The sequence below is a fragment of the Lysinibacillus sp. FSL K6-0075 genome (assembly GCF_038592945.1).
GTDB lineage: Bacteria > Bacillota > Bacilli > Bacillales_A > Planococcaceae > Lysinibacillus > Lysinibacillus fusiformis_F.
This window is the reverse complement of record NZ_CP151947.1, coordinates 408,614-421,849: the sequence shown is the minus strand read 5'-3', so window position 1 is coordinate 421,849 and position 13,236 is coordinate 408,614. Positions and strand designations below refer to the sequence as shown.

The 13,236-nt window shown below is 37.2% G+C and carries 12 protein-coding genes and 1 riboswitch; of the genes, 4 read left to right on the top strand and 8 right to left on the bottom strand.

The features are described 5' to 3' along the window. Positions 1-23: 23 nt before the first annotated feature. A complete protein-coding gene (locus tag MHB65_RS02005) occupies positions 24-1,103 on the bottom strand; it encodes a metallophosphoesterase (protein ID WP_342442336.1) in 1,080 nt (359 codons plus the stop codon). Between the two features lie 308 nt (positions 1,104-1,411). Here MHB65_RS02005 and MHB65_RS02000 point away from each other — a divergent pair, with 308 nt between their 5' ends. After that, positions 1,412-2,560: an acyl-CoA dehydrogenase family protein gene (locus MHB65_RS02000; protein WP_205446654.1), complete on the top strand. Its 1,149-nt coding sequence runs from the start codon at positions 1,412-1,414 to the stop codon at positions 2,558-2,560. A gap of 36 nt (positions 2,561-2,596) precedes the next feature. Here MHB65_RS02000 and MHB65_RS01995 read toward each other — a convergent pair whose 3' ends face one another. The 4 genes from MHB65_RS01995 to MHB65_RS01980 all read right to left on the bottom strand — a co-directional run bounded on the left by MHB65_RS01995 (position 2,597) and on the right by MHB65_RS01980 (position 6,589). Further along, the gene (locus MHB65_RS01995; protein WP_342442335.1) at positions 2,597-4,807 is read right to left on the bottom strand and encodes a histidine kinase dimerization/phospho-acceptor domain-containing protein; all 2,211 of its coding nucleotides are present in this window, start codon (positions 4,805-4,807) and stop codon (positions 2,597-2,599) included. 16 nt (positions 4,808-4,823) lie between these two features. Continuing rightward, positions 4,824-4,979 (bottom strand): hypothetical protein, encoded by a 156-nt coding sequence (locus tag MHB65_RS01990; protein WP_342442334.1) that lies wholly within the window; start codon positions 4,977-4,979, stop codon positions 4,824-4,826. Next, a complete protein-coding gene (locus MHB65_RS01985) occupies positions 4,957-5,649 on the bottom strand; it encodes a response regulator transcription factor (protein ID WP_342442333.1) in 693 nt (230 codons plus the stop codon). Before MHB65_RS01985 ends, MHB65_RS01990 begins: the two co-directional genes overlap by 23 nt. Before the next feature lie 76 nt (positions 5,650-5,725). Then, a complete protein-coding gene (locus tag MHB65_RS01980) occupies positions 5,726-6,589 on the bottom strand; it encodes an EamA family transporter (protein ID WP_342442332.1) in 864 nt (287 codons plus the stop codon). A 155-nt stretch (positions 6,590-6,744) separates the two neighbouring features. On the opposite strand from MHB65_RS01980, the gene MHB65_RS01975 reads away from it, so the two are divergent. After that, the gene (locus tag MHB65_RS01975) at positions 6,745-6,975 is read left to right on the top strand and encodes a DNA-binding protein (RefSeq protein ID WP_205446650.1); all 231 of its coding nucleotides are present in this window, start codon (positions 6,745-6,747) and stop codon (positions 6,973-6,975) included. A gap of 58 nt (positions 6,976-7,033) precedes the next feature. Here the strand turns inward: MHB65_RS01975 and MHB65_RS01970 are convergent, their stop codons facing one another. From MHB65_RS01970 to MHB65_RS01960, 3 genes are all read right to left on the bottom strand, one after another. Further along, entirely contained in the window at positions 7,034-8,020 is a 987-nt protein-coding gene (locus tag MHB65_RS01970) for a homoserine dehydrogenase (protein WP_205446649.1), read from the bottom strand. 464 nt (positions 8,021-8,484) lie between these two features. Beyond that, positions 8,485-8,871 (bottom strand): hypothetical protein, encoded by a 387-nt coding sequence (locus tag MHB65_RS01965; protein ID WP_205446648.1) that lies wholly within the window; start codon positions 8,869-8,871, stop codon positions 8,485-8,487. A gap of 335 nt (positions 8,872-9,206) precedes the next feature. Then, entirely contained in the window at positions 9,207-10,508 is a 1,302-nt protein-coding gene (locus MHB65_RS01960) for an O-acetylhomoserine aminocarboxypropyltransferase/cysteine synthase family protein (RefSeq protein WP_342442331.1), read from the bottom strand. A 117-nt stretch (positions 10,509-10,625) separates the two neighbouring features. Continuing rightward, a riboswitch (SAM riboswitch) is annotated at positions 10,626-10,739 on the bottom strand. Positions 10,740-10,894: 155 nt separating this feature from the next. Between MHB65_RS01960 and MHB65_RS01955 the strand changes: the two genes are divergently transcribed. Together MHB65_RS01955 and MHB65_RS01950 are read left to right on the top strand one after the other, a co-directional pair. Further along, a complete protein-coding gene (locus MHB65_RS01955; protein ID WP_342442330.1) occupies positions 10,895-11,527 on the top strand; it encodes a glycerol-3-phosphate acyltransferase in 633 nt (210 codons plus the stop codon). Between the two features lie 196 nt (positions 11,528-11,723). Continuing rightward, entirely contained in the window at positions 11,724-13,205 is a 1,482-nt protein-coding gene (locus MHB65_RS01950) for a DASS family sodium-coupled anion symporter (RefSeq protein WP_342442329.1), read from the top strand. The last annotated feature ends 31 nt before the right edge of the window (positions 13,206-13,236 follow it).

The window sequence follows — 13,236 nt, the reverse complement described above, 5'->3', positions numbered from 1 at the left end:
GCCTATTTCCAGATTATCACATACTACTGAAATTTTATATCTACTACCCAAAGCTCTGATCTACTGCCAATTCGCATCGGCGGGCCCCAGAAGCCATAGCCTGATGAAACAAGTGTATGCATCTGTTCCTTCAACTTATAACCATAATCCAGTTCAAATACACGAGCTGTTATATATTGATTTGGCCATAGTTGTCCCTTGTGTGTATGACCAGACATATGTAAATCAACACCCATTTTCGAAGGTGTGATCAAGTCATCAGGTGTATGGTTCATCACAAGCCATGGTAAGTTAGCAGAATGCTTTAATACTTCAAGTGGTTTTCTTTCTTTATTCGTCCTGTCTTCTTGCCCTGTTAATATAAACGCATCTTCTATAAGAATTGTTTCATCTAGTAGCATTTTTACATTGGCGTTTTCCATTTCCTTGATAAATTCAGTAATTTTTTTGCCATAATATTCATGGTTACCTAATATACCATATGTTCCATATGTAGATGTTAATTGTTTCATGACATCTGCCATGCCCTCTTGAACAAACCATTTCGGGTCATCATCCACGATATCCCCAGCTAACAACACGATATCTGGTTGTGCTTCATTAGCTAAACTTACAAAACGTTGTAAATGTCTTTTATGTGATAAAACACCTAAGTGAAAATCAGACGCCACAACAGCTCTTAGTGTGTTTAACTCACTGTCTTTTTTATCAACTGTTATTTCTAAATGACGAACAACTGGAGAATAGGCTAAATAAGAGCCAATGATACTTAGCAAAAATAAGACTGCAACTGCTACACTACCAATTATTTGTACATTTTTAAAAGGTGTTAACCAAATAATGAACTGTGCAGCTAAACATAGCAATAAGCCATATTCAAAGATAAACATCCAGTAATTACTGATTACAGAAAACACTCGTAAAGACTCGTGTAATCTTCCGATTATAATACTAAAAGCAACAATATACAGCACCAACCAAAACAGGACTGGAAAACGGAACCATCCCATTGCCACAAGCCACTGCTTTACTCCCCACCCTAAATAGAAAGTCAACGCACTATAAATACTAATTAAAAGAACACCGCCGATTACTTTTGGCATAACCAACTCCTCTACTTTCTTTCTATAATTTAATTGATTATATCATTATACTTAACAATCATATTGCTTGAAGCACTTGAATAATCTTCTAGAGAAAATAGGAACTTGTCACTTTATTCAATGACAAATATAAGTTTACCTTTTCATTTCATTAGTTACTCTCGTTTTACATGACATTTCATTGTATATAGATGACATTTTTGTCATTCTACCTGAAAAGTTACTTTGATTTTCACAAATCTTCCAGTAACATAGTAGATGAACGAGCAAATTTACGCATTTACGAGGAAAAAGGGGTGCTATTTCAAATGACACGTTATAAATTTGAAACAACAGAGCATGAGTTATTTCGTAAAACCTTTCGTAAGTTTTTAGCTGAAGAAGCTGAACCGCATTATGCACAATGGGAAAAGAATCATCTTATTCCGCCTTCTTTTTGGCGTAAGCTTGGTGATATGGGCTATCTTTGTCCACAAGTAGAAGAACAATATGGTGGACTGGGCCTGGATTTCAGCTTTGGTGTCATTATTCAAGAAGAACTTGAACGTATAGGCTCCAGCCTTATTGGGGTCGGCTTGCATAATGATATTGTCGTACCTTATATTGAGGCATATGGTACACACGAACAAAAATCACGCTGGCTACCTAAGTGTGTTACAGGCGACTATATAACCGCTATTGCAATGACCGAGCCTGGTACAGGTTCAGATTTGGCGAATATCCAAACATCGGCTATTCGCGATGGTGACCATTATATTGTAAATGGTCAAAAAACCTTTATCACAAATGGTATCCACACAAACTTAGCGGTTGTCGCAGTGAAAACAAATCCACAGGCTGAAAAAAAGCATCGTGGCATCAGCCTACTTGTTATTGAAGAAGGTACACCTGGCTTTACAAAAGGAAGGCAGCTCGAAAAAGTGGGTATGCATGCCCAAGATACTGCTGAACTCTATTTTGAAGATTGTCGAGTGCCTGTGCAAAACCTACTTGGAGAAGAGGGCAAGGGCTTTCATTATATGATGGAAAAACTACAACAAGAGCGATTAGCCGTAGCGATTGCCGCACAAACAGCCGCTGAGGATATGCTTGCATTAACGCTAGACTATGTGAAATCACGCCAAGCTTTTGGTAAAACAATTGGTGACTTCCAAAATACACAATTTAAATTAGCTGAAATGGCTACTAAAATTGAGCTTGGTAAATCATTTTTAGAATCCTTGATTGAAGAGCATATCGCAGGGAATGATGTTGTGACTAAAGTGTCTATGGCAAAATACTGGATTACTGAAAATGCACGTGACCTTGCTACGCAATGCATGCAATTGCATGGTGGCTATGGCTATATGGAGGAATATAAGATTGCTAGAAGGTATAGAGATATACCTGTTATGTCCATCTATGCAGGAACCAATGAAGTCATGAAGGTTATTATCGCCAAAAATTTAGGTCTATAATAAAAAAGGCGGCAGAAGTTTGCCGCCTTTTTACCATTAAACTGCTGGAATTCGAACAATTACTTTAAATAAATCTCCATCTACATCAATGGTCATCCTTGCTCCATGTAAATCGACAATGGATTGTGCAATGGCTAATCCAAGCCCCGAGCCCTCTGTATGACGAGAAGCATCTGCACGTTTAAAGCGTTCAAATAATTCCTCAGCATCCTCACTAATTTCATACTTCGCTACATTTTTCACTGTAAATTCAGCATCGCCATCAGCCGTACGCTTTAATGTCACATAGACACGAGTTCCCTCAAGCGCATATTTCAAGACATTGACAATTAAATTATCAATGAGTCTCCACCACTTTTGACCATCCACATATGCATAAATTAGATCATTTGGCATCGTCATTCGTAAATCTAAATTAGATTGTGCTAGATCTTCCTTATGCTCTCCTACTGCTTGCTGGATAAGCTGTGTCAAATCAACTCGACTGCGATGAAGTTCAATATTACCGCTTGCCATTTTCGATACTTCAAATAGATCTTCAATTAGCACCTTTAAACGTTCAGATTTTTTATCGAGAATATGAATGTATTGTTGACGTTCTTCTTCTGTAATATTTGGTTTCTTCAGTAAATCGGTATACGTTATTATAGAGGTTAAAGGAGTCCGTAAATCATGACTCACATTTGTAATTAGCTCTGTTTTTAAACGCTCACTTTTCGCCTGTTCATGCATAGACGTACGCACGCCTTCTCGTAAATGATTGAGGTTTTCTGCATGACCTGCAAGCGGTGATTTCCCTTTTATCTTTACATCGCGGTTTAAACGACCTTCAGCCATATCCTTCGTATCTTTCATAATGCGATTTAAATAACCCATTCTTGATAGGAAAACAATCATAGCAGGGAATCCTATAAGCATACAAATACCAAGCACAAGGACTGCGAAACCTCCTACTCCAGCCATGAAAGCGACAAGGCTACCTCCTCCAAAGAATGCTGCAGCTAGCATCACAATGGAATGCAATGCAATCGAACGATTAATAAATAAATCAGTAAGGGAATCCCCAAGTGACCATAAATAGCTCGATTTCACATTTCCCTCTAGCTTTTTCAAAGTATCTACTCTTGTATACAACCATATTAATTGCACAAAGAAGGCACTGCCAATTACCATTAAAACAGCTATTTTAAAGGCAATATCAAGTATAAAACGCACATAATTATAATTATATATTGAATTATATTCAATCGATTCAAAAACAACTTGTGCTGAAATGAAATACATAAGGCCCGTTATTAACAAAAGAATAATTTGCACATCAATTTTATACTTTGATAAAAGATCTTTTTCCTTCATGCTCCTAACAATTTGTAATACGTCCTTACGCCCCCTCCAAACAAAGACGGCCATTATAATACTTGTAATCCAAATAAAGTAATGGGTATATTGATTGCGTTGAAACTGTTGAAATTGTTGGTATCCTCCTTGTATCACATCTTCTGACATTACTGCTTTTTTAGAGATAGCTACTACACCTGTATATTCTGTCGTTTCGTAAAGGTCATCTACATTCACATACGTTTCTGTACGGTAAAAAATATCTCTTAAATTATCACTAATATTCCATGCATATAGCGGTTTTCGATCAGTATACTTTATTTTATAGGCACTACTTTCAGAAACATCACCAGAACGGTAAATTTTACCTGTTTCTGTATTTGTCAACTCATAAGACCAATAGTCGTAGGTCTTACTAAAGCTTTTGGATTCACTTTGTGCGGCTTTGATATATTTATCAATAAGCGCTTCTTTTTCTGCAAGAATCTTCTTTCGTACATGTTCATCATTTTCAAAATTTGCTGTAATATCTTTAATTTTAGTATCGCGTTCAGTCTCTAGCTTTGTCTTTAATTCTGTTGCATTGGCATCTACAGCTTCCTGAATGCGCTGTTCGTATTGTGCTTTAATATTATCGATCTGCTGTCCTAATGTACCGTAGTAATTACGATGATCCTCTATTTCAGTTTGGGTAATCTCTATTTTATTTTTTAATTCCTGTGCATTCGGAACGTTGATTACTAACGGTCCTAGTTCTGCAGTGAAATTATCGATTTCATGCTGGAAATTTTCTGATTCGAAATATGATTTACCAATATACTGATAACCCACATGATAAAAAGTAAGTACACCGAAAACCGTCCAGATTAAACACATTAATACGAGAAGGGATTTCCATTTTTTCACCATAAGTCTTTACACTCCTCTAAAAAATTCTTTCTAGTAACTGTAAAACTTCTGAGGAGCGAGAATTGACAATTTGATAGGCATAAACACCAAAATAAATGAGTCCAACAACGCCTGCTACAAATCCTGTAATTGTCATATACTTCTCTAGTTTATTTTTCCATTTTATAGCCAACGCCCCATACCACCTTTAGATAGCGTGGATTTTTCGGATCAGCTTCAATTTTCTCACGTATCTTCCGAATGTGAACAGCTACAATATTTTCAGCATTATAAGCTTCCTCATTCCAAACACGTTCATAAATTTCACGAATCGAAAACACACGCCCTGCATTTTTCATTAATAATTCCGTAATTTTATATTCTATCGGGGTTAGTCGAACAGGCTCTCCTTCTAATACAACCTCTTTTGCCTCTTCATCAAGAACAAGTCCGTCGATTTCCACCTTTGCAGCACCCTCATTATACGTCCCTAGCTGAACATAGCGTCGTAGCTGAGATTTTACACGTGCCAATAGCTCTAATGGATGGAATGGCTTTGTCACATAATCATCTGCTCCAACCGATAATCCATGAATCTTATCGCCATCCTCCGCCTTTGCACTCAGCATGATAATTGGAATATTGCGCTCTTCCCTAATTTTAAAGGTTGCTGTAATTCCATCCATGTTTGGCATCATGATATCTAAAATAATTAAATGTACTTCATTGTTCTCTAGCTTTTTTAATGCATCTAAGCCATCTGCTGCTTTAATGACATGATAGCCTTCATTTTTTAAATAGATTTCAATACCATCACGAATATCTTGATCGTCATCTGTAACAAGAACTGTTAATTTCGTCATGATATACACCTCGCTCTCAAATATAAGTGTATCGCTCAAATCTTAAAAACCAGCTATTATAAAAATGAAGAATTTCTTAAGGTTTTAGCTTTTTTCTTCCACCTAGTGTTAAAACAACAATGCCTCCTAATAACATTGCTACCCCAAGCCAAGATACTATACTTAAATGTTCTCCAATTAAAAACACACCAAGAATTGCTGCAGTCAATGGTTCTGCTAATGAAAGTGTTACAGCTGTGGATGAACTAATTTTTTGTAGTCCATTTAAAAACAATAAATACGCTACGCTTGTACACATAATCCCCATAAACAGCATTGTCCATAAGTTGTGCACATTTCCTAACCAAGAAAATCCATTTTCTAGGGAAAACGGCAGTAAAAACAACGTGCAAATGGAAAACGTCATAGCAACTGCTGGTAATGCATCTTCCTGTGCCATTAATTTTTTACTTATGTTTGTATAAAATGCGAAGGCTAGACCTGCACAAAGTGCTAGTGTGAATCCGCCAATGTGAACAGACTCTTCTCCATTATTCATAAATAATAAAAGACATCCGATAATGGCCATCATTGTAGCAAGTCCCCATACCGCTGTGGGGCGTGTTTTCCATACTAGCCACTCTAAAACACCAGAAAACACTGGTGCACTGCCAATAGTAGCAACAGTTCCAATGGCTATACCTGTTAGACGAATGGATGAGAAGAAAAGACCTTGGAAAAGAGCTATACTAGCCGCAGCTAAAATCGTCCATTTCCACGACCACCTTAGAAAGTTAATTTTCCGCAATAAAACCGTAATGGCTAATAATAAACCGCCACCAATTGCAGAACGAATTGTGGCCACTGCTATTGGAGATACACCTTGGTCCAAATAGGTTTGGGCAGTTCCAGTCATCCCCCATAGAATAGCTGCTAGTAATACAAACAATGGATTTAACATTTATCAACTCATCCCCGCTTCACTACTTTCTCAATACTAATCATACATATTTATCCAAAATCAAACAATTATCATTTTTACTTTTCTTTTCATTACCACAGTATGCTTTCTCAATAATGGACGTTATAATAAAAACAGTAAAAGGAGCGAATCGTATGTATAAAACAATTGAAGAGACAGCTTTTGATCTCGGTATGCCTGAGGATCAAGTAATGCGTCTAGTTTACGAAGGACGCATCCGTTCTGTTTACGATGGACAACAAATTCTAATCAATAGTGGCCAATTCAGCACTTATTTTAAACAATTGGAACGTATTAAAGAGGAAATTGAAATTTGGCGTTCTACTCCTATTCCAGAGGATATTGACGTCAAAGATGAAGACTAAAAACCCACCATTCATACAATTAAACATTGTTGAATGGTGGGCTTTTTTAAAGCTTTTATTAGATTGTGACAACAAATCCTGCTCTTTTCCCAATGATTTCAGCATAATCCTCTACCATGACACTCGCAGTTGGGTACATCCCTGCTCCAGGACCAACTAATGTTAATGTACCAATATAGTTAGTCTCTAATGCCACCGCATTAAACACATCATCGACTGGATAAAGTGGATGCTCTTTATCAACTAGTTGTGGACCGACTTTAGCAATAATTTTACCGTCAGCCCGTTTCTCCACTTCAGCTACATGGCGGTAACGCAGACCATTTTCACACGCTTCACGAACTTGTTCAGCAGAGATACTATCGATCCCAATCACTTCTACATCTGACCAATCTGGTTGCTCTCCAAAAGCTAAGGCACTTAAAATCATTAATTTTTTAAATGCATCCTGCCCAGATATATCATTATATGGATCTGCTTCAGCATAACCTAAGCCTTGTGCCTCTTTTAAAGCTGTTTCGAAAGACCAGCCCTGTGCACGCATTTTTGTTAAAATATAGTTACATGTGCCATTTAAGACGCCTTGTATACGACTTACATCATTTACAAGTAAAATATTTTTCATTGTTTTAATAACAGGTACACCACCAGCAGTAGTAGCCTCATAGCCTACAAAAACGCCATTAGCTTTTGCAAGATCCTGCAACTCTAAACCTCGTTTGGCAAACATCACTTTATTGGCTGTAATAACATGACATTTATGTTCAACTGCTCGCTTTAAATAACTGTATGCAGGCTCTTCGTTAACAATTGCTTCAAACACAACCTGCATACCTGGTTCTGCTAAGACTTCATCCATGCTTGTTGTCATTAAATGTGCTGTTCCTGGCACACGTTCGCGACTAGCATCTGTCACTAAAATCTTCGCTACCTCTAATTCAATACCTAATTTATTTTTTAGCTCTTCTCGTTTTTCATTTAAAATATGGTAGATCCCCTGACCTACCGTTCCAAATCCTAAAATCGCTGCCTTTATAGTTGCCATTCTTGTTATTCCCTCCAACTTACATTCCGCAGTTTCATTAAAGCTAATTCTCCATGGGGTTGTGTCATGACTATTTGACACCCACCGCAGTCTTTAGCCAACAACTCTTCTTTGTATGAGTTTCGCTATTTCTATATGTGTTGGAACACATACAAATTCAAATAATTCAAAATTTAACTTAAAGAAAATTGTAACGCAAATACATACATTGCACAAGAAAAATCTTTCTAGGAAGGACATTTGTTTTCTCTAGATGTGCAAAAGAAATCGGTTTCATTCCCTTTATTATACGTTTTATTAATCATTCTATAAGATTTGAACAAATATTGACTATTTACATTTCAATATACGAATGTCTTTCTTCTATTATATATATGTATGCTCGGACATTCATAACAATCCCTTTAAAGAAAAAACTCATTCCCTGTAGCAGCAGAGAATGAGCTTAAATATATGAGGGGGTTTTAACTTGCTTTTGAAAGCAATTGATAACGATATTGTGCTAAAGCTTGTTGAACAAGACTAATTTCTTCTTCTGTAAAATTTGGTATTGCATACGTACGTTCCACTAATTGAAATGTACCATACTTTAAGTAAATCTCTGTCGCAGGAAGTGAGATATGGCTCACACCGTACTGTTCATATGCCTCAAATACTTCCTTAACAGTATAGTCTTCCTCTTCAGCAAAAACATGTTCTTGAAATGCTGTATGACCAAAGACTTGCTGCCATTTTCTTTCGACTGATGTAAGAAGGTGTTGAATGGACTTATTGTTGACAAAGACATGCCCTTCATTTAGCTCATATATTAGATAGGATACAATGTTTTGTGCACTATAGATATTACCCATTTTAAACACTCCTTTATCATCAGTTTTTTTGGGAAGAGCAGTTACTGGCTAGGCAACTGCTCTTCTATATATTCAAAAGTGGGGGAGCACTTATGAAAACATTTACCTTTTTTAACAAGAATTTTCGTACCCTTAACTTATTTCCTAGTATATAACAAGGATTTAATTAAGTCAATAATACATATAAAATTACTTGGTATTATTTTTTATAAGGTTCTGATAATTAACGGATGTAGCAATTGGTTGATGTAGCAACGTTTAACGCATTACCAAATGAGGCCAATCGAATGAGAAAATACGTAAACGCTACAACATTCTTCCCTATGTTCTAAAGCTTAGGCTTCTACTGTTTGTTCAGTAGTTGTTGCCTGTGTAATGGCTTGATCTAAATCAGCAATAATATCCTCTATTGCCTCTAAACCGATGGATAAGCGAATGAGCGACTCGGTTACACCAGCTTGAACTAATTCGTCTGCTGATAGTTGCTGATGTGTAGTGGAAGCAGGATGAATAATTAATGACTTAGCATCACCTACATTTGCTACATGTGAAAATAGCTTTACGCTATCAATAAGCTTTCGCCCAGCTTCACGTCCACCTTTAATGCCAAATGTAAGCACTGAACCGAAGCCATTTCTTAAATATTTCTTTGCCAATTCATGTGTTGGAAAATCTTCCAGGCCATTATAATTTACATACTCCACAGATGGGTGGTTTCGTAAATATTCAGCCACTGCCAATGCATTTTCATTGTGTTTAGGGATACGCAAATGAAGCGTTTCTAAACCTTGTAATAAATTAAAGGCAGCATCTGCACTTAATGTTGGACCAAAATCACGTAATAATTGTACGCGTAGCTTCGTAGCAAAGGCCGCAGAAGCTGTATCAATTCCATAACGTAAACCATGGTAAGAAGCATCTGGTTCAGTAAAACCTGGGAATCGACCACTAGTCCAATCAAACTTACCAGCGTCTACAACAACGCCCCCTAAAGTTGTACCATGACCACCTATCCATTTAGTTGCTGAATGTACTACAACATCTGCACCGTATTCAATAGGTGTAGAGCCGTAAGGAGAAGCAAACGTACTGTCAATAATTAATGGTAGACCATTATCATGTGCAATTTTAGCTACTGCTTCAATATCTAAAACCTTTAAGCTTGGATTACCATACACTTCAGCAAAGACTGCTTTTGTTTTATCAGTAATCGCCGCCTTGAAATTCTCTGGGTTTGTTTCATCTACAAAAATCGTTTTAATACCATAGTTTGGTAATGTGTTAGCAAATAAATTATAAGTACCACCATATAAAGAACTAGCTGCTACTATCTCATTACCAGCTCCAGCTAGATTTAAAATGGAAAATGCGATAGCTGCTGCACCAGATGAAAGTGCTACTGCTGCTGTTCCACCTTCCAATAAAGCCACACGTTTTTCAAACACATCAACAGTTGGATTGGTAATCCTTGTGTAAATGTTCCCTGCTTCCTCTAGGGCAAAAAGACGTTGCGCATGAGCAGTGTCTTTAAATACGAAAGCAGTTGAGCGATAGACAGGAACTGTTCGAGAACCCGTCACTGGGTCTGGCTCTTGACCGCCATGTAACAGCAATGTTTCTGGTTTAAAATTTGTCATTGTGTACCTCCAAATGGTTATTTTTTTTACGATGGTACCGGAGATGAGGAGGATTTTTCTGTAGAAAACAAAAACCCTCTTCAGCTAAGAAGAGGGTTGCGGTTGCAAGTTTTCCTCCCCTTATCTGCCAGATCCAAGTAAGAATCTGTAGGAATTAGCACCTTAGTAAGCTCGTTACTTACTGGTTGCCGGGCATCATAGGGCCTATCCCTCCGCCGCTCTTGATAAGAGTATGAGATTCAATTTCCATCGTTGTTACACAGTATAAACATAGAGTTTTTTTCTGTCAACATGTAAATTTTATTTTTTCCGAAACTTCTGTCTGCTCTTATACGTAATATGAACGCATACACTATTTTAGAAAAAAATTTGAGAGGAGGATTTTTATGGTAAAGGCCGTGATCACTTTTCTTATTATTGGCTATTTAATTGGCTGTATTCACGGCTCTAAAGTGGCACAATTTTTATCGGGGGTTGATTTAAAAAAAGCGGGCCACGGCAATGCCGGTGCCTCTAATGCTACTCTTTCCCTCGGCTGGAAATATGGCGTTTTAGTAGCCCTCATCGATATTGGCAAAGGCGTTGTAGCTATTATCGGTGCACATTTTTATCTAGCGGACGTCACTCATTTAACAGAAGAACAAATATGGCTGCTTACCTACATTATGGCTGCTGGGGTCATTTTAGGTCATAATTTCCCTTTCTATATGGGCTTCAATGGCGGAAAAGGAACTGCCTCCATTATCGGAATTTTACTTGCTGTCGATTGGAAGATTGGTTTATTTGCACTTATTTTATTTGTTATTTTATCCTTTGCAACAAATTATTTAATTGTTGGTGTTCTAGAGTTTTATCTCGTTTTTTGTACAGCCACTTATTTATGGATTCCTGGCATTGGCCCAACCATTATAGCTGTTCTTCTTTTTGGCATAGCCATCATCCTGCACATAGAAAATATTAAACGTTTAGTCAATGGTACAGAGCCTAAAGTAACTTCTGCCTTTAAGAAAAAGAAATAATATTTTTATGGATATTTTTGTATTTTTTGTGACCATGTATTTTCTCTTTATCTACTCATATTGCTGTAAAAAACACCTATTCTGCGTAGTTTTTTTTCTACAATAAAAAAGATATATTCTTATCTTAATAAAACATTATCCAGGCCGATGTTATGGATAATAATCGTCATTTTTATCGTAGAAAGGATGAGAAAATATGTCTTCACCAAATCAAGAAGCTTCAAAACGTAATTTAAAGCCACTATGGATTGGCTTGGCCTTCGCTTTACTGATTATTATTACTTTTTTACCTAATAACGGTGATTTACCTATAGCTGGACAACGAGCTTTAGCCATCTTAGCTTTTGCAGTCATCCTTTGGGTAACAGAGGCCGTTTCATATCCTGTTAGCTCGGCCATGATTATTGCACTTGTAACTGTTTTACTAGGACTCGCTCCATCAATGGATGATCCTACCACAGAGCTAGGTACAGCAGGCGCATTAAAATTATCCTTAAGTGGATTTAGTAATTCTGCTGTTGCTTTAGTAGCAGCCGCTCTTTTTCTAGCGGCTGCAATGCAAATTACCAATCTACATAAACGACTTGCTCTTTGGATTCTTTCACTGGTAGGAACCAAAACAAAAGCTATCGTATTTGGCGCCATTTTAGTTTCTATCGTCCTCGCATTTTTTGTTCCTTCTGCTACAGCACGAGCTGGCGCAGTAGTGCCAATATTGCTTGGAATGGTTGCCGCATTTGGTTTACCACGTGATAGTCGGCTCGCTGCCTTACTAGTTATTACTTCCGTACAAGCCGTTTCCATTTGGAATATCGGCATTAAAACGGCAGCCGCTCAAAATATGGTTGCCTTAAATTTTATTCAAGAGCAATTTAATGTAGATATTTCTTGGGGTGCTTGGTTACTCTACGCTGCCCCCTTCTCGATTATTATGTCTGTTGTCTTATTTTTCATTATGATCGCTTTAATTAAACCTGAGACTAGCAATATCGAAGGTGGTAAAGAGGTCATCAAAAAACAGCTTGCAGCGCTTGGCCCATTAAAAGCTCCTGAAATTCGCTTAATCATTACATCCTTAGTTTTACTATTTTTCTGGGCAACTGAAGGGAAGCTGCATCCATTTGACACGACCACAGTCACAATTATTGCCATCGCTATTCTATTAATGCCTAAAATCGGTGTGTATTCATGGAAGGAAGTTGAGCCTCATATTCCATGGGGAACAATTATCGTCTTTGCAGTAGGCATTATGTTAGGAACCATTTTACTGAATACAAAAGGTGCTGCATGGTTATCAGATAAAGTTTTTGGTTCACTTGGACTAGATACAATGCCTTTACTAGCAACCATCGCACTCGTAACTTTATTTAACATTTTGATTCATTTAGGCTTTGCAAGTGCAACTAGCTTAGCATCAGCACTTATACCTGTGTTTATCGTGTTAGCCTCCACATTAACAGCTAATGTGGATCAGGTTGGTTTTGTTATTGTGCAACAATTCGTCATAAGCTTTGGCTTCCTATTACCAATTAGTGCACCACAAAATATGCTTGCCTATGGTACAGGTGCCTTTACAACAAAGGATTTCTTGAAATCTGGGATTCCATTAACCATTATCGGTTTCCTTCTCGTTCTTTTGTTCTCTGCAACTTATTGGAAATGGATTGGATTACTATAAGTCGCTGATAATCTCAGATAAATTAACATGT